This is a genomic window from Neorhizobium sp. SOG26, from assembly GCF_003491345.1.
GTDB classification, from domain to species: Bacteria; Pseudomonadota; Alphaproteobacteria; order Rhizobiales; family Rhizobiaceae; genus Neorhizobium; species Neorhizobium turbinariae.
On sequence record NZ_CP025512.1, the window covers coordinates 2,386,265 to 2,402,020 of the forward strand.

Here is a 15,756-nt window from a genome sequence, read left to right on the forward strand (position 1 = left end):
GGCACCATCGCCGCATCGTGAGGCTGGCCCATCTCGGCGCAAAAGAAAAGGCCCGGCTGCATCTCGTTGCGGCCGGGCCTTTTTCAGGTTGTTGGGCTAACGCTTAACGCGGCAGCGCATAGGCGATGATGTAGTCGCCCGGCTTGGTGCCGATCGAGCCATGGCCGCCTGCCACCATCACCACGAACTGGCGTCCGTTATCGACGGCATAGGTCATCGGGGTCGACTGGCCGCCTGCCGGCAGGCGAGCCTTCCAGAGCTCTTCGCCGGTGGTCAGGTTGTAGGCCCGCAGGTAGTTGTCGACGGCTGCACCGAGGAAGGCAACGCCGCCCTTGGTGATCATCGGGCCACCGATGCCTGGAACACCAACCTTGAACGGCAGCGGCAGTGGCGTCATGTCGTAGACGGTACCGTTGCGGTGCTTGTAGGCGGTTTCGCCGGTGCGAAGGTCAACGCCTGCAACATAACCCCACGGCGGAGCCTGGCAGGGGATCTGCAGCGGGCCGAGGAAGGGACCCATGAAGACGCCATAAGGTGCGCCCTCGTTGCGGTTGAGGCCCTGTTCGCTGGCCTTCTCGTCTTCCCCCTTCGGCGGAATGTCCGCACGCGGAACAAGACGCGAGGTGAAGGCAAGGTAGGTCGGCATGCCGAACATCACCTGCCGCTCGGGGTCCACCGCGACGCTGCCCCAGTTGAAGGTGCCGAAGTTGCCCGGGTAGACGATGGTGCCTTCGAGCGACGGCGGCGTGTAGCGGCCCTCATACTTGTACTGATGGAACCAGATGCGGCACACCATCTGGTCGAACATGGTGATGCCCCACATGTTCTTTTCTTGCAGCGTATCCGGCTTGAAGGTGACTGCGGATGTGGGCTGCGTCGGAGCCGTGAAGTCTTCCGGGATAGCACCGGTCGGAGCGGGCTCCTCGGTGATTGGATGGATCGGCTCGCCGGTGCGGCGGTCGAGCACGTAGATGTCACCCTGCTTGGTAGGGCCAACCAGCGCCGGGACAACGGTGTTATCCGGCTTGGTGATATTCAGCAGCACCGGTTGTGCCGGCACGTCCATGTCCCACAGGTCGTGGTGCACGGTTTGGCGGACCCAGCGGTCCGCGCCGGTATTGATGTCGAGCGCGACGATCGAAGAAGAATACTTCTCGACATTTTCCGACCGGCCCATGCCGAGCTGGTCCGGCACCTGGTTGCCGAGCGGAATATAGACGAGGCCGAGCTCTTCATCGGCGCTGAAGACCGACCAGCTGTTCGGCGAGTTTGCCGTGTAGGTCTGGCCTTCCCCGATCGGCGCGGTCTGCGTCGGATTGCCGGAATCCCAGTTCCAGACGAGTTCGCCGGTGTTGACGTCGAAGGCGCGGATGACGCCCGACTGTGACTGGGTCGAGTAGTTGTCGTTGACGGCACCGCCGATGATGATCTTGCCGGCGGCAATAACCGGCGGCGAGGTCGAGTAGTAGTAGCCAGCCGGGTTGTAGGGCATGCCGACCGTCAGGTCCAAGGTACCCTGGTTGGCGAAGCTCGGGCAGACCTGGCCGTTTTTCGCATCAAGCGCAATCAGGCGAGCATCGGACGTCGGCAGGTAGACGCGTTCGGCACAGGCGGCGTCGGGTGCCGCGGCCTGATCCTTAAAATAGGTCACGCCACGGCAGGTCTGGTGCTGACGATCCGGGTTGAGACCCGAATTGGAGTCGTATTTCCAGATTTCCTTGCCGGTTGTCGCGTCAATGGCGATTGCCCAGTTGTGCGGGGTGCAGACATAAAGCGCGTTGCCGACCTTGAGCGGGGTGACCTGGTAGGTCGTTTCGCCCACGTCTTCTGGAAGCTTCACGTCGCCAGTCTGGTAACGCCAGACTTCGGTGAGGTTGGCGACATTTTCGACATTCACCTGGTCAAGCGGCGAATAGCGCTGGCCGTAAGGTGTGCGGCCGTACTGGTGCCATTCCCCATCCGGCACATCGCCACCCATGGCAGGTGCCGCAGCGACCGACTGTTCCGGCAGGCTGCCGCTCTTGTCGAGCGGGTCCATGAACATCGAAACAACCGCAATAATGACGGCGAGCGCGACGGAAGCGGCGAGCGGGGTGCCGGTTGCGCCATAGCGCATGCCGGTCGGGCTGGAGAAACCGAGCGGCCGGCGGATCCACGGCGTCAGCAGCCAGATGCCGAGGATGATGATTACACCACCGCGCGGTCCAAGCTGCCACCAGTCGAAGCCGACTTCCCAGATCGCCCATGCGAGCGACGCGAGCACGATGACCGCGTAAACGCGCAGGGCCATCGCCTTGTGCATGAAAAGCAATACGGCCGTCGCTATAAAGCCGAGGCCGCATAAGAGATAATACGCGCTTCCGCCGAGCAGCAGCAGCTGGCCGCCGCCCACTGCCAAAGCTAGTCCTATCAGCGTGAATAGGACCGCGGTGATCTTGATCGCCATTTCGAAAAACCTTGTGGTACAAAAAATTCTCGCAGAGGGCGGGAACATTCCCCCAACCTAAATCATCAACACGAGGCATGCGTAAAGGTTCCAGTTTAACCGGCTGCCATGCAAAATTAGAGGAACCGCATTTAACCACCGCGTGTTCTGCCTCTTCACGAAGAGGATTGTTGCCATGCTCACCCCGCGCGACGGACCAGCTTTCGAGAACAACGGATCGGATGCACGCAGCATTGGCAACGCGGCAGAGGAGGCTGAAGGCTGCACCCGCTGCGACCTTTACAAGAACGCGACGCAGGTCGTGTTTGGCGAAGGCCCGGCCAAGGCGCAGGTGGTGTTTGTGGGAGAACAGCCGGGCGACAAGGAAGATCTGGCCGGCAAGCCATTCATTGGCCCGGCGGGAAAGCTGCTTGACCATTGTCTTGAGGAGGCTGGGGTTGACCGCGACCTCTGTTACGTCACCAATGCGGTGAAACACTTCAAGTTCGCACCGCGCGGCAAGCGGCGCATCCACGCCAAGCCCAACTTGGGCGAGATCCAGGCCTGCGCCTTCTGGCTGGCAACCGAACTGCGGCTTCTCAAGCCGAAGCTGGCGGTGGCGCTCGGCGCAACAGCGGCCTACGCGCTGCTTGGGAAACAGGCAAAGGTTACTCGCGACCGCGGCACCTTCCTCAGCGCGCCGACCGGATTGCCGATCCTGGTGACAATCCACCCGTCAGCGCTGCTGCGGTCGATGGACCAGCCGGATGCGGAACTGGACCGGGCCCGCTTTGTCGAGGATTTGAGGAAGATCAGGGAGTATCTTTAGCAGATGGCTTATGAACTTTATTACTGGGACGGTCTGCAAGGCCGTGGAGAATTTGTTCGTCTGGCACTCGAACAGGCGGGCGCCGACTACGTCGATGTCGCGCGCACCGACGGCGGCATGGACAAGATGTTTGCCTTCATCGAAGGCCGGCAGGGTCACCAGATGCCGTTTGCGCCGCCCTTCCTGAAGGACGGGGAGATCATCGTCTCGCATGTCGCCAACATCCTCCACTATCTCGGCCCGAAGCTCGGGCTTGTTCCGGAGGGCGAACAGGCACGCATCTTCGCCCATGGCCTGCAACTGACGATCGCGGACTTCGTGATGGAGGTGCATGACACCCACCACCCGATCAGCACCGCCGACTATTACGAGGATCAGAAGGAAGAGGCCAAGGCGCGGACGAAGGCTTTTCTCCAGCACCGGGTGCCGAAATTCATGGGCTATTTCAACCGCATTGTTGCAGCGAATCCGGCGGGGGGCGGCCACGCCATCGGCGACCGCCTGAGCTATGTCGACCTGTCGTTGTTCCAGGTCGCTGAAGGGCTGGCCTATGCCTTCCCGCGCGCCATGGCTCGCTTCGACGCCGATTATCCGGATGTCGCAAAACTGCGCGACAAGGTTCGCACGCAGCCGAACATCCGGTCTTATCTGGAGTCAGATCGCCGCCTCGCCTTCAACGAGTCGGGTATCTTCCGGCATTATCCGGAACTCGATCAGGATCCCGCGTGATCCGGATCAGATAAAGGCAAATACCGGCGCGATCGTCGCAATGACGACCGCCGTCGCGATCAAAGCGAATTTCATGTCTCTCTCCACCATGTTCGCGGCTGGGCCACCCTGGCTCAGCTGACGTCTTCTCCTAGTTCCTGAAGAATCTGATGACGCGCCCGGTTCAGGCGGCTCTTGACGGTGCCTACGGCGCAGTCGCAGATTTCGGCCGCGGCCTCGTAGCTTTCGCCAAGGATTGCCACCAGCGTCAGCACCTCGCGGTAGTGCGGCGGTAGTTTCTGGAGGGCACGCTGCACTTCGCGGGCACGCGCCGTGGTTTCCTGGCTCGCCTCAATCGGCGTGTCGCCGGATACGTTCTCCTCGATGCCTGGCGCCTCGCGTCCCAGCACCTTGGCGCGGGTATAGAAGGTATTGCGCATGATGGTGAAGAGCCAGCTCTTGAGCTTGGTGCCCGGCTCGAACTTGTCGAGGTTCGCGAGCGCCTTCATCAAGGTTTCCTGCACCAGGTCATCTGCGTCAGTCGTATTGCGGCAGAAGGTGCGGGCAAATGCTCGGAGAGCCGGAATTAGCCTCACTATGTCTGCACGTGCAGGATCACCATTCAACTGTGATTCAGACACCGTTGCCAACCTCTCCGAAGTCTCGATGGGCGGGAATTTCGGTGGCAAACGCACGTCAAACGAGTTTGGTTCCGCCATTATGAACGGGTCGTTCATCCAGCCGACGGAACAAAGATGGCGGACCTCCTGTTGATAGGGTTTTCATGGAGTTATGGCCGTGGCACCACGCGCGAACTGGAAAGGCTATCTGAAGGTCGGGGAGTTGAGCTGCCCGGTCGCTCTTTATACAGCCGCATCCACGTCCGATCGCGTGAGCTTCCATATCATCAACCGCGAAACCGGCCATCGGGTCCAGCGCGAGATGGTGGACGCCGACACCGGCAAGGCGGTCGAAAGCGACGACATCATCAAGGGCTACGAGGTCTCGAGCGGCCAGTACGTTCTGATCGAGCCGGACGAGATCAAGGCGGCGGTGCCCGAGGCGGACAAGACACTGGAGCTTGAAAGCTTCATTGCCTGCAACGGCGTCGACACGATCTATCTCGACCGCCCCTACTTCCTGGCACCGACCGACAAGGCATCCGCTGACGTTTTCGACCTTATCCGCAAGGGGCTCGAAGAAAAGAATGTCGCGGCGCTCGCGCGCACCGTGCTGTTCCGCCGGATGCGGACGCTGCTGATCCGCCCCAGCGAAGAAGGCCTGATCGCCAGCACGCTGAACTACGATTACGAGGTCCGGCCGGCCAAGGAAATCTTTTCAGAGATCAAGACCATCAAGATCGAAGGCGAGATGCTGGACCTCGCCAAGCATATCATCGGCACCAAGAAGGGCACGTTCGATCCGACCAAGTTTGATGATCGCTACGAGGCCGCGCTTGAGGAACTGATCAAGGCGAAGATCGAAGGCCGCAAGGTCAAGAAGAAGCCGGCACCGGAACCGCAGAAGGTGACGAGCCTGCTCGACGCGCTACGTCAGAGCGCTGGTGGTTCCGCTTCGCCCGGCAAGACGCCTGCGAAAAAATCCTCGACCAAAAAAACCACCGCCAAAAAATCGGCCTCGAAGACATCCGGCAAGTCGGCGGCTGCGAAGAAAACCGTATCGCGTAAGACTGCTCCGCAGAGAAAGGCGAGTTGACCATGGCGCTGGGGGCATCCGAGCACAAGCGTAGCCTCTCCAGGAAAACATCGGACCGGCAGACGTCCGGGAAAGCGAAGTCCGGCAAAGGCAAAACGGCAGACGCCGGCAAGGAGAGCCTTACCGCCGAGCTCAAGGGCGCCAAACAGGCGCCGCTGCCTGCGTTCGTCGAGCCGCAGCTTGCAACGCTGGTGAAAAGTGCACCCTCCGGCAAGCGCTGGATCCATGAGGTGAAGCTCGACGGCTATCGGCTGCAGGCCCGCATCAGCCAGGGCAAGGTCTCGCTCCTGACCCGCAAGGGCCTCGATTGGACCCACAAGTTCGGCAAGGCGATCTCCAGCGCGCTGCTAAAACTCCCGGTTTCAGATGCCGTGATCGATGGTGAAGTCGCGGTCGAGGCGGGTTCCGGTGCGACCGACTTCTCGCTCCTGCAGCAGGATCTGAGCGACGGGCGGCAGGACCGATTTACCTTCCATGTTTTCGATCTCCTCTACCTCGACGGTTACGACCTCGCCGCCGTGCCGCTCCTCAAGCGCAAGGAGACGTTGGAAACGATCTTGAAAGACTGTGATCCAGCGCTCCGCTACAGCGAACATTTTGGCGACGAAGGCGGGATCGTGCTCAAGCACGCCTGCCGCTTGAGCCTCGAGGGCATCATCTCCAAGGTCGCCACCGCGCCCTATCGCGGCGGCCGCGGTCGCGACTGGGTGAAGTCGAAATGTTCGGCGCGGCAGGAATTCGTGGTGGCTGGCTATGTCCCCTCCTCCGTCTCGAAGACGGCGATCGGCTCGCTGGTCATGGGCTACTACGAGAACGGAAAGCTGCGTCATGCGGGTCGCGTCGGCACTGGTTATTCCAATGCGGTAGCGCAATCGTTGTTTAAGCGGCTCGATGAGTTGCGGATCCCAAAGAGCCCGTTCGATGAGAAGCTGACGGCGGTTGAGCGCAAGGATGTCGTTTATCTCAAGCCGGAATTTGTCGCAGAAGTCGAATTCCGGGGCTGGACGGCAGACTCGCATATCCGGCATGCTGCCTTTCGCGGCCTGCGCGAGGACAAGGATGCCGGGGACATCGTTCGCGAAGGCGCTGCCGAAGCGGAGGATGCGCCGATGCCCGCCAAGCGTACTGTCAACCTGACGCACCCCGACCGGGTCTATTGGCCCGATGCCGGCGTCACCAAGGCTGGGCTTGCAGACTATTACACGCAGGTCTGGCGGCTGATGGCGCCCTTCGTCGTCAACCGTCCACTTGCGCTGCTGCGCGGTCCCGACGGCATCAAGGGCCAGTTGTTCTTCCAGAAACACGGCTGGAAGGGGATGAACAAGAACGCGGCGCTGGTGAAGGATCCGGCCGATCCCGAGCAGGAAGACATCACCATTCGCGATCTCGACGGCCTGCTCGGCCTCGTGCAGGGCGCAGCACTCGAGATCCACCCCTGGGGGTCAACGGTGAATGACTGGGAAAAGCCCGACATGGTCAATATCGACCTCGACCCCGGCGACGGGGTCTCGTGGGAAAAGACTATCGAGGCGGCTTATGAGGTAAAGCGGCGCTTCGAGGAGATGGGGCTGACGGCCTTCGTCAAGACCTCCGGCGGCAAGGGCCTGCATGTTGTGGCGCCGGTGAAGCCTGAGGCCGAGTGGCCGCAGGTAAAGGCGGCGATGAAGGCGCTGGCTGACGGCATGGCCGCCGACGAGCCGGATAAATACGTCTCCACCATCACCAAGTCGAAGCGCACCGGCAAGATCCTGATCGATTACCTGCGGAACGGCCGCGGCAACACGGCCGTGGCGCCCTATTCCACCCGCGCCCGGCCCGGCGCCCCAGTGTCGATGCCGATCGAATGGGAGGAACTGACGGACGCGATCAGTCCGAACTACTTCACCGTCGCCAATGCCGCCGCCCGCATCGCGCAGCAGACACGCGACCCCTGGGGTGAATTCCGCAAGGCAGAAGCGCCGATCGTGTTCAAGGAGAAGTAGAGGCTCAGCGTCGCGAGGATTTCTTCTCGGCCTGTAAGCTGCGCTTCAAAGCCTCTGTGATGTCAATGACATTGCTTGATGGCTCGGAAGCCTTGCCGCCGGCGCCCTTCTTCGGCTTGCGGCCCTTCTGGTGCTTTGCAATGATGTCGAGCAGCTTTTCCTGCACCGGATCGCTCGCCATCGACGCCTTCCAGGCTTGCGTTCGCTCCCCGATCACCTTTTCGACCAGCTTCAGCTGCGCCTTGTCCGGTTTTTCCGAGGGCTTTTCAGCGGCATAATCTTCCGCGTCACGCACCTCGTCGCCGTAGCGCAACGTCCAGACGACAATACCCTTGTCCTTCGGCAACAGCAGCACGGCCCGTTCGCGCCGATACATGACAAGTCGTGCAATACCGCCAGTTTTCGTTTTCGCCATTGCTTCGCGGATAACTGTGAAGGCCTCGGCGCTCACCTCGTCATCGGGCGCCAGATAATGCGGCCGATCGTACCAGATCCAGCCGATGGAATCTGCCGGCACAAAGGTTTCGATGTCGATCGTGCGGGTGCTTTCGAGACCGACATCCTCGATCTCCTCATCCTCGAGCAGCACGTAATCGTTCTCGCCCTTGGGATAACCCTTAACCTGGTCATCCTCGTCGACCGGGTCGCCCGTGACGGAATCGACGTACTGGTTAAGCACGCGGTTCTGGGTTTTCCGGTTGAGGTTGTGGAAGCGCACCTTGGCGCTTTCGGTAACGGCCGGCGTCATGGTGACCCTGCAGGTCACCAACGACAGCTTGAGATATCCCTTCCAGAAAACGCGTGGCGCCATCGGCCGCCTCCTTCTTTGCCGCATCAACCCGCAACCGCCCACCGCGGTTCCGGAACCAACGCCGATGGCAAGCCGTTTCCGCCCTGTTACATAAGGAGGTCAAAATGACGAGCACGCCAAATTCACCGACAAAAGAGCAGGGCAAGACGACGGAAGAGTCCGCTCGCGAGCGTGGCAACGGGCAGGATCTCGAAGAACAGCTCGAAGAAGGACTGGAAGACACATTCCCCGCAAGCGACCCGGTGGCCACCACGGTGACGTCCATCCCGGCCGGCACTCCGCCGCCGCCACCGAAACGCTAAAAATCATCCCTTCCGACACTGAATTGGAACAAAACGGGCGGCTTCCGGAATAGGAAGTCGCCTTTATTGATTTATCCTCTGTGACTTTTTCGGGATATCCGAAGTTAACCATCTTGCTGTAAGGAGGACAGCGTAGGGTTTGAGCAGGGCGGATACTTTCGGCTAGGGTGGCCGAGCATCGATTACCTCAGAGGTCGGGATGGCGAAGCAAAGCAATCCGGTGACGGATCAGGAGACAAGGATCGGACGACGCGTCAATCGTCAGGTTTCGGTGCTCCTGAACGAAATTGAAAAAGAAGAAGTTCCGGATCGTCTGCTTGAACTGGCGCGCGAACTGCAAAAGGCGCTTGGCGAAAAAGCCTAAGGCCCTGGCGACCTGACTATCGCTACTGTGGCGCCTGGGCCCCGGCCTTCCAAAACCCGGCTTTGTCCGATTACCGGGATCGATCATCGAAAAATGAATATCGCCGCAGGTCTGCGCCGCGAGGAACTTTCCTTTGTCTGTGGGGTTAACTGGCCTGGGAAACACACCCAGACCAATCACCTCAAGGAGAGATCAATGGCAACGAAGACCCTCGACGACCTGTTCTATGAAACTCTCAAGGATATCTACTACGCCGAGCGTCAGATCCTGAAGGCTCTGCCGAAGATGGCACGTGGTGCCCAGGACCAGAAGCTGAAGGCCGCTTTCGAAAAGCACAAGGAAGAAACCGAAGGCCAGATCGAACGCCTGAAGCAGATCTTCGAAATCATTGGCAAGCGTGCCCAGGGCAAGACCTGCGATGCCATCGAAGGCATCATCTCCGAAGGCGAAGAGGTCATGGAAGAGTTCAAGGGCACGCCGGCCCTGGACGCTGGTCTGCTTGCAGCAGCCCAGGCTGTCGAACACTACGAGATCAGCCGCTACGGCACGCTTCGCTCCTGGGCCAAGCAGCTCGGCATGAAGGACGCGGTGAAGCTTCTCGAAGAAACGCTCGCCGAAGAAAGCAAGACCGACGAGGCTCTTACCATGCTCGCCGAGTCGGCTGTCAATGCAGCGGGCCAGAAGGCTGCCTGACTTCGAAGGGGCGGATTCACCCTGCCCCTGATATGGAAAAGCCCGGTTTTCACCGGGCTTTTTTGTTGCTTGCTTATTGAGAGAGAGGGCTTCGGGGTATCGCCCCCGCTCCGGCTCTGGCGATCACCGAGACCGGCAGCATCTCTCCATTGAGCGCCTGGCGGCGGAAGATCTTGTCCTTCGCGCCCATGCTGCGGGCAATGTGTGCCTTCGCGGCATCCATGGCCAGATCGTAGGTGTGGTAGCAGGATGCGGACTGTACCCCGTCGATCACATAGACCCAGCCGGTCGCGTGCGGAATGATATCGCAGTAACGTTCCATGATTGTCTCCTTCCCGGCCACGCAACGCGGGAGCTAGGAAAAGGTTCCTCATCAACGTCAACAACCTGCTTGGATGGCCGCAATTTTCATTTGCGGCCGGAACCTTTTGCCACCATTGCCGTTTTCACGATCGGGCGAATGGAGACAATAATGGCAGACTCCGAAGAAAAGTGGATCAGGCAGCGCGCATACGCGCTCTGGGAAGAAGAAGGCTATCCGTCTGGCAAGGACCAGGAGCATTGGGATAGAGCGACACGCGAATATGCTGCACTTGGATCCGCTGCATCGACGGGAGCGGCCAAGGGCAAGAAAGGCGCCGGCGCATCCAAGACCACCAAGGCTTCGAGCACAAAAAGCTCAGCTTCCGCAAAGGGCGGTGCTTCCAAACCCGCCTCCTCCGGTTCAGGCTCCAAGGCACCATCCAGGAAACCGTCTGCAAAAGCTGCTGCAGCGACCGTTGACGCGGCACTGGGTGAAGCGCCTGGCGACGACGCTGCCAAGCACGCGCGTTCCAAGGCTGCGAAACCCGCATCGCCGGCCAAGACGGGCGCCACTGACAAGAAAAGTTCTTCTGCCAAGGCAGGCTCCAAGGCCCAGGCTGCGATGCCGGAAGCCGTAGGGCCGGAAAAGAAGCGCTCCAAGAAGGTTTCGGCTGGCGCAGCCGGCTAGATCCAACCGATCGACCAGTGATCGAACGGCCGCGGCGACATGTTCTGCCGCGGCACAGTCTATCTTTGCCTTGGACATCAGCGAATGGCTTACGCGTTAAATTCCTCCCCTCTGTCGAAGCGCTGGAACGTTGGCTGCCCGCCAATGGTTCTTCAAGATGCAAGCGCCTGGAGGCGGAGGAAAGCACGATGAACGCTTACGCTTCGGTCGACATCGGTAACGGCGATCAGCACGTTGTGCCGGGTCGCGAAATGGGTGCAGGCCCGGACAAACGGGCACCGCGTATGAAGATTTTATCGGTTACTTCAGAGATATTTCCCCTCATCAAGACCGGCGGCCTGGCAGACGTCACCGGCTCCCTTCCGAAAGCCCTGAGCGCGCTCAACGTCGACACCACGACGATCGTGCCCGGTTATCCGAAGGTGATGGCGCAGCTGAAGAGCGCCATGCCACTGCTGACCTTCGACGATCTCCTCGGCGAACGCGCCTGCCTGCTGCATACCCGCGTGGAAGGCTTGAGCCTTTTCGTGCTCGATGCACCGTCGCTGTATGACCGCCCCGGCGGACCTTACGTCGATGAACACGGGATCGATCACCACGACAACTGGAAGCGCTTTGCGGTCCTTTCGCTTGCCGCCGCCGAGATCGCCAATGGCGTGCTGCAGGGCTGGGTACCGGATCTTGTTCACACCCATGACTGGCAGTCGGCGCTGACCTCGGTCTACATGCGCGAGCGCGGCTGCAAAACGCCGGTGGTGCTGACGATCCACAACCTCGCCTTCCAGGGCCAGTATTCGGCCGGCCTGCTCGGCGAGTTGCGCCTGTCGCCGCGTGCCTACTCGCTCGATCAGCTGGAATATTTCGGTGACATCAGCTTCCTGAAGGGCGGCCTGCAGACGGCCGATGCGATCACCACCGTCAGCCCGACCTATGCGCGCGAGATCCTGACGCCACGTTTCGGCATGGGCCTCGACGGCGTGTTGAACGCACGCGTGGCGGTGCTGCGCGGCATCGTCAACGGCATCGACCTCGAAATCTGGGATCCGGCAACCGATCCATATCTTCCCCGCAACTATGATGTCGGCAGCCTGCGCCGCAAGCGAGACAACCGAACGGCGTTGCAGCACCGGTTCGGCCTCGATCCATCTTGCAAGGGTCCGGTCTTCTCGGCGGTGAGCCGTCTCACCTGGCAGAAGGGCTTCGACATGTTTGCCGATACGGCGGACGAGGTGATCGGCAACGGCGGCCAGGTGATCGTCTTCGGCCAGGGTGACAAGGACATCGAGCAGGCGCTGATCAACACCGCTGCCCGGTATCCGGGCCAGATGGCGGTGCATGTCGGTTACGACGAACCGACGGCCCACCTGATCCATGGCGGATCGGATGCGATCGTCCAGCCCTCACGCTTCGAGCCCTGCGGTCTCACCCAGCTTTACGCGTTGCGCTACGGATGCGTGCCGGTGGTATCGCGCACCGGCGGGCTTTCCGAAACCATCATCGATGCCAATGATGCGGCGATGTCGGCGCGGGTGGCTACTGGCTTCCAGTTCCACCCGGTTACGACGGATGGGCTGCGACTGGCGCTGCGCCGGGCCATGCATGCCTTCCAGGAGCCCAAGATGTGGGCGCGCCTGCAGAACCAGGGCATGAAGGCGAAGTTCTCATGGGAGCGGAGCGCGCAGCAATATGCGGCTGTTTACGCCAACCTCGTGCGCAAGGCTGGTAACGCCGCATTCGACCGGGCCAGCATCCGCCGCGCGACAATCTGATCTTTCCAGCTTATTCAGCCCATGAAAAAACCGGCCTCGCGGCCGGTTTTCTTTTGCCCGCATGGGCGGCCGTGTTACGGCCGCCGGAACAGGGCGAGGCTTCGGCCTTCGAGCTCGAAGTCCTTTTCCTTGGTGATGACCAGGCCATGCTTGCTGACGTCCGAGGTCGTCAGCTCCAGCACCCAGCCGCCTTCGCCGAACTGCGGGATTTGGAACGGCACATTGCCTTCAAACGGGTTAAAGAGCAGCAGGACGTCGTGCCAGATCCCCTCTTCCACCTTGAGATCCGGGCGGCCGATGTAAAGGCCGAGCGTCGAGCCCTCGTCCCACTGGTGCGGTTCCTGGAAGCCGCCGCCGGCGTTGAACCACTTGATGTCCATGCCGTCGCGCCAGTTTTCACGCCGCAAAAGCGGCTGCTCGCGGCGCAACTGGATGATCCGGCGGGTGAACTCACGCAGGTCCTCGCATGCCTCCGGCAGGTCGTCCCAATGGATCCAGGAGATATCGCTGTCCTGGCAATAACCGTTGTTGTTGCCCATCTGGCTGCGGCCGAATTCATCACCGGCAAGCAGCATCGGCGTGCCGTGCGAAAAGAACAGCGTGGCGAGAAAGTTGCGCTTCTGGCGCTCGCGCACGGCGTTGATGCCCTCGTCGTCCGTCGGACCTTCCGCACCATAGTTATAGGAACGGTTGTCGTTGTGCCCGTCGTTGTTGTCTTCGCCGTTATCGTCGTTGTGCTTCTCGTTGTAGGATACGAGGTCGTTCAGCGTGAAGCCGTCATGGGCGGCAATGAAGTTGACGCTTGCCCAAGGGCGGCGGCCACGCTGGTCGTAGAGGTCACCGGAACCGAGCAGGCGCGCGGCAAAATCGGTCGAGACGTTGGTGCCCTTCCAGTACTCGCGCACTGTGTCGCGATACTTGTCGTTCCACTCGGCCCAGCCCGGTGGGAAGCCACCGACCTGGTAACCGCCGGGACCGATGTCCCAAGGTTCGCCGATGAGCTTGACCTTGGAAAGAACCGGATCCTGCGTCACCGCATCGAAGAAGCCGCCGCGCTCGTCAAAGCCCTCCGGCTCGCGACCGAGGATGGTGCCAAGGTCGAAGCGGAAACCGTCGACATGCATGGACTCCGTCCAGTAGCGCAGCGAATCCAGTATCATCTGCAGCACGCGCGGATGCGAGGTGTTGACCGTGTTCCCGGTGCCGGTGTCGTTGATGTAGTAGCGGTGCTGGTCCGGCATCGTCCGGTAATAGGAGAAGTTGTCGATGCCCTTGAAAGACAGCGTCGGGCCAAGCTCATTGCCCTCGCAGGTGTGGTTGTAGACCACGTCGAGGATCACTTCGATGCCGGCATCATGGAAGCTGCGCACCATGTCGCGGAAGCCCTGGATGCCCCGCGGCCCGTAATAACGTGGCGCCGGCGAGAAGAAACCGAGCGTGTTGTAACCCCAGAAGTTCTTCAGCCCCTTGTCGAGCAGGTGCTGGTCGTCCGGGAAATAATGGATGGGGAGAAGCTCGACCGACGTGATGCCGAGCGCCTTGATATATTCCACCGAAGCCTTGTGGCCCATGCCTTCGAAGGTGCCGCGCAGTTCCTTCGGGATCGCCGAGTTCAGCTGCGTGAAGCCTTTGACATGCGTTTCGTAGACGACGGTCGAGGGCCAGCTGATCGACGGGCGGTTCTTGTCCTGCCAGTCGAATTCGCTGGGGTCGATCACCCGGCACTTTGGCGTGAACGGTCCGCTGTCACGCTCATCGAAGGTCAAATCCTTGTCCGGGTGCAGCAGGTCATAGGCGAAATGCGCGTCGTTCCATTCCACCTCGCCCACCAGTTCTCGGGCGTAAGGGTCGACAAGCAGCTTGTTCGGGTTAAAGCGATGGCCGTTTTCCGGGTCATACGGACCGTGCACGCGGTAGCCGTAAAGCGCCCCCGGCTTCAGGCCAGGCACGTAGCCGTGCCAGATCTCGTGGGTGTATTCCGGCATGTCCATCCGGGCGATCTCGACCTTGCCGCTCGGATCGTAGAGGCAAAGTTCGACGCGCTCCGCATGCGCGGAAAAAATGGCGAAGTTGACACCTTCGCCATCGTAGTTGGCTCCCAGCTGAACCCAGGAACCGGGTTCGATGGAGAGATGAGTTGATTTCGTGTCCATGCCGCACCTTGTGAAAGTTTCGCCAGATAATGGCGCGACACGCGAAATCGTTCCGTTGACAGGGGAATTTACGGGTTGCCGGTGCCGCCCGGCGGCGTGTTGTTTCCAGGCGCGGTCTGCGTGGTGCCAGACGGTGATGTAACCGGGCTTTGGCCGCCGGTTCCGGACTGCGGCGTCGGATCGCGATCGGCCGGTGCCGTCTGCGTCGTGCCGGATTGCGCTGGCGGATTGTTGTTGATCGGGTCGCTCTGGTTTTCGCCGCTGTCACCACAGGCGCTAAGCAGGACAACGGACGACAAGGCGATGATGAGACGTTTCATTTATGGTCTTCTCCGGAAAACTTCTTGTAGGCGGCCTGCCGGCGGCGGGCATCAAGGGCGATAACTTTCTCAACGGCAGCGACATCTTCCGCTGCGGCGACGGGAACGGGGTCGCAGGCAATCGCTTCCAGCACCTCGGGCGCCAGCGCGCCTTCGCGGATCACGTATTCCAGTGCTTCTCGCGTTTGCCGCTCGGCCTTGAGCTGCGCATAAAGCGCCAGGATCAACCGATCCCTGACATCGCGCTCCGGCTCGCCATCGCCTGTTCTGGCAAATTCTGCCATGGCTTCCTCCGTGTCTTGTGCCGGGGTCAACTTTCCGTCGCAGCGATTGTTCCCTCCCCGCCCCTTGCGCCTATGTCATGGGGACGTGGGAAATCTTGAAGGAGGGAGCCATGTCTGCATTGACGCCAGAGGAACTGGAAGGCCGGATCAACGCGCACCGGGAACTGATGATCGAGATGCTTGCAGCCATGATCGGCGGAGAGGTGACGATTACCGCCTTCCTGCGCAAGCTGCGCGACGACGCGACGTTCAAGGACAATGAGGAAGATCCGGGCGCCCTGCCGGAGACTGCGTTTGCCACGCAAAACGCCATGGCGCGCGAGGTTCGCTCCATCCTGGAGGCGGCGCGGGCTCGGGCGGCGGCGGACAATTAAGCCCTAATTTAGATTTAAGGCAATCCTGCCACGTT

Annotated in this window: 17 protein-coding genes; 10 read left to right on the top strand and 7 right to left on the bottom strand. The window is 60.9% G+C overall.

Annotation, left to right across the window (positions count from 1 at the left end; translation table 11 throughout):
• Positions 1-103: 103 nt before the first annotated feature.
• Complete coding sequence (locus tag CYG48_RS11830; RefSeq protein WP_118850572.1) at positions 104-2,446, bottom strand: glucose/quinate/shikimate family membrane-bound PQQ-dependent dehydrogenase; 2,343 nt, start codon at positions 2,444-2,446, stop codon at positions 104-106.
• A gap of 175 nt (positions 2,447-2,621) precedes the next feature.
• Between CYG48_RS11830 and CYG48_RS11835 the strand changes: the two genes are divergently transcribed.
• Positions 2,622-3,254, top strand: coding sequence for a UdgX family uracil-DNA binding protein (locus CYG48_RS11835; protein WP_118851623.1), 633 nt, complete (start codon positions 2,622-2,624; stop codon positions 3,252-3,254).
• A gap of 3 nt (positions 3,255-3,257) precedes the next feature.
• Positions 3,258-3,983 (top strand): glutathione S-transferase, encoded by a 726-nt coding sequence (locus tag CYG48_RS11840; protein ID WP_118850573.1) that lies wholly within the window; start codon positions 3,258-3,260, stop codon positions 3,981-3,983.
• Positions 3,984-4,096: 113 nt separating this feature from the next.
• Here the strand turns inward: CYG48_RS11840 and CYG48_RS11845 are convergent, their stop codons facing one another.
• Entirely contained in the window at positions 4,097-4,558 is a 462-nt protein-coding gene (locus CYG48_RS11845) for a sigma-70 family RNA polymerase sigma factor (RefSeq protein ID WP_390919488.1), read from the bottom strand.
• 196 nt (positions 4,559-4,754) lie between these two features.
• Here CYG48_RS11845 and ku (CYG48_RS11850) point away from each other — a divergent pair, with 196 nt between their 5' ends.
• Together ku (CYG48_RS11850) and ligD are read left to right on the top strand one after the other, a co-directional pair.
• On the top strand, positions 4,755-5,678 hold the full coding sequence (gene ku / locus CYG48_RS11850; RefSeq protein ID WP_199925130.1) for a non-homologous end joining protein Ku: 924 nt from the start codon (positions 4,755-4,757) through the stop codon (positions 5,676-5,678).
• 2 nt (positions 5,679-5,680) lie between these two features.
• The gene (gene ligD / locus CYG48_RS11855) at positions 5,681-7,660 is read left to right on the top strand and encodes a DNA ligase D (protein ID WP_118850575.1); all 1,980 of its coding nucleotides are present in this window, start codon (positions 5,681-5,683) and stop codon (positions 7,658-7,660) included.
• A gap of 4 nt (positions 7,661-7,664) precedes the next feature.
• On the opposite strand, the gene ku (CYG48_RS11860) is transcribed toward ligD, so the two are convergent.
• A complete protein-coding gene (ku, locus tag CYG48_RS11860; protein WP_118850576.1) occupies positions 7,665-8,471 on the bottom strand; it encodes a non-homologous end joining protein Ku in 807 nt (268 codons plus the stop codon).
• Positions 8,472-8,575: 104 nt separating this feature from the next.
• Here ku (CYG48_RS11860) and CYG48_RS11865 point away from each other — a divergent pair, with 104 nt between their 5' ends.
• The 3 genes from CYG48_RS11865 (at position 8,576) to CYG48_RS11870 (ending at position 9,830) form a co-directional block, all read left to right on the top strand.
• Positions 8,576-8,773 carry a hypothetical protein gene (locus CYG48_RS11865; protein WP_118850577.1) on the top strand — a complete coding sequence of 66 codons (198 nt, stop codon included), beginning with the start codon at positions 8,576-8,578 and terminating at the stop codon, positions 8,771-8,773.
• A 199-nt stretch (positions 8,774-8,972) separates the two neighbouring features.
• Positions 8,973-9,137 carry a hypothetical protein gene (locus CYG48_RS22515; RefSeq protein ID WP_199925303.1) on the top strand — a complete coding sequence of 55 codons (165 nt, stop codon included), beginning with the start codon at positions 8,973-8,975 and terminating at the stop codon, positions 9,135-9,137.
• 195 nt (positions 9,138-9,332) lie between these two features.
• Entirely contained in the window at positions 9,333-9,830 is a 498-nt protein-coding gene (locus CYG48_RS11870) for a YciE/YciF ferroxidase family protein (protein ID WP_118850578.1), read from the top strand.
• A gap of 73 nt (positions 9,831-9,903) precedes the next feature.
• Here the strand turns inward: CYG48_RS11870 and CYG48_RS11875 are convergent, their stop codons facing one another.
• Positions 9,904-10,152, bottom strand: a complete 249-nt coding sequence (locus tag CYG48_RS11875; protein ID WP_118850579.1) for a hypothetical protein — start codon at positions 10,150-10,152, stop codon at positions 9,904-9,906.
• Positions 10,153-10,302: 150 nt separating this feature from the next.
• On the opposite strand from CYG48_RS11875, the gene CYG48_RS11880 reads away from it, so the two are divergent.
• Positions 10,303-10,821, top strand: coding sequence for a DUF2934 domain-containing protein (locus CYG48_RS11880; RefSeq protein ID WP_118850580.1), 519 nt, complete (start codon positions 10,303-10,305; stop codon positions 10,819-10,821).
• A gap of 284 nt (positions 10,822-11,105) precedes the next feature.
• Complete coding sequence (glgA, locus tag CYG48_RS11885) at positions 11,106-12,590, top strand: glycogen synthase GlgA (protein WP_118851625.1); 1,485 nt, start codon at positions 11,106-11,108, stop codon at positions 12,588-12,590.
• A gap of 74 nt (positions 12,591-12,664) precedes the next feature.
• Here the strand turns inward: glgA and glgX are convergent, their stop codons facing one another.
• The 3 genes from glgX to CYG48_RS11900 form a co-directional block, all read right to left on the bottom strand.
• Entirely contained in the window at positions 12,665-14,743 is a 2,079-nt protein-coding gene (gene glgX / locus CYG48_RS11890) for a glycogen debranching protein GlgX (RefSeq protein WP_118850581.1), read from the bottom strand.
• Between the two features lie 68 nt (positions 14,744-14,811).
• Positions 14,812-15,063: a membrane lipoprotein lipid attachment site-containing protein gene (locus tag CYG48_RS11895; RefSeq protein WP_118850582.1), complete on the bottom strand. Its 252-nt coding sequence runs from the start codon at positions 15,061-15,063 to the stop codon at positions 14,812-14,814.
• Positions 15,060-15,347, bottom strand: a complete 288-nt coding sequence (locus CYG48_RS11900) for a hypothetical protein (RefSeq protein ID WP_118850583.1) — start codon at positions 15,345-15,347, stop codon at positions 15,060-15,062. Before CYG48_RS11900 ends, CYG48_RS11895 begins: the two co-directional genes overlap by 4 nt.
• A 110-nt stretch (positions 15,348-15,457) precedes the next feature.
• Between CYG48_RS11900 and CYG48_RS11905 the strand changes: the two genes are divergently transcribed.
• On the top strand, positions 15,458-15,721 hold the full coding sequence (locus CYG48_RS11905; RefSeq protein ID WP_118850584.1) for a hypothetical protein: 264 nt from the start codon (positions 15,458-15,460) through the stop codon (positions 15,719-15,721).
• The last annotated feature ends 35 nt before the right edge of the window (positions 15,722-15,756 follow it).

Coding starts and splice junctions, on each gene's coding strand:
- CYG48_RS11830 (WP_118850572.1), bottom strand. CDS start 2,446: ATGGCGATCAAGATCACCGCGGTCCTATTCACGCTGATAGGACTAGCT.
- CYG48_RS11835 (WP_118851623.1), top strand. CDS start 2,622: ATGCTCACCCCGCGCGACGGACCAGCTTTCGAGAACAACGGATCGGAT.
- CYG48_RS11840 (WP_118850573.1), top strand. CDS start 3,258: ATGGCTTATGAACTTTATTACTGGGACGGTCTGCAAGGCCGTGGAGAA.
- ku (WP_199925130.1), top strand. CDS start 4,755: ATGGCCGTGGCACCACGCGCGAACTGGAAAGGCTATCTGAAGGTCGGG.
- ligD (WP_118850575.1), top strand. CDS start 5,681: ATGGCGCTGGGGGCATCCGAGCACAAGCGTAGCCTCTCCAGGAAAACA.
- ku (WP_118850576.1), bottom strand. CDS start 8,471: ATGGCGCCACGCGTTTTCTGGAAGGGATATCTCAAGCTGTCGTTGGTG.
- CYG48_RS11865 (WP_118850577.1), top strand. CDS start 8,576: ATGACGAGCACGCCAAATTCACCGACAAAAGAGCAGGGCAAGACGACG.
- CYG48_RS22515 (WP_199925303.1), top strand. CDS start 8,973: ATGGCGAAGCAAAGCAATCCGGTGACGGATCAGGAGACAAGGATCGGA.
- CYG48_RS11870 (WP_118850578.1), top strand. CDS start 9,333: ATGGCAACGAAGACCCTCGACGACCTGTTCTATGAAACTCTCAAGGAT.
- CYG48_RS11875 (WP_118850579.1), bottom strand. CDS start 10,152: ATGGAACGTTACTGCGATATCATTCCGCACGCGACCGGCTGGGTCTAT.
- CYG48_RS11880 (WP_118850580.1), top strand. CDS start 10,303: ATGGCAGACTCCGAAGAAAAGTGGATCAGGCAGCGCGCATACGCGCTC.
- glgA (WP_118851625.1), top strand. CDS start 11,106: ATGAAGATTTTATCGGTTACTTCAGAGATATTTCCCCTCATCAAGACC.
- glgX (WP_118850581.1), bottom strand. CDS start 14,743: ATGGACACGAAATCAACTCATCTCTCCATCGAACCCGGTTCCTGGGTT.
- CYG48_RS11895 (WP_118850582.1), bottom strand. CDS start 15,063: ATGAAACGTCTCATCATCGCCTTGTCGTCCGTTGTCCTGCTTAGCGCC.
- CYG48_RS11900 (WP_118850583.1), bottom strand. CDS start 15,347: ATGGCAGAATTTGCCAGAACAGGCGATGGCGAGCCGGAGCGCGATGTC.
- CYG48_RS11905 (WP_118850584.1), top strand. CDS start 15,458: ATGTCTGCATTGACGCCAGAGGAACTGGAAGGCCGGATCAACGCGCAC.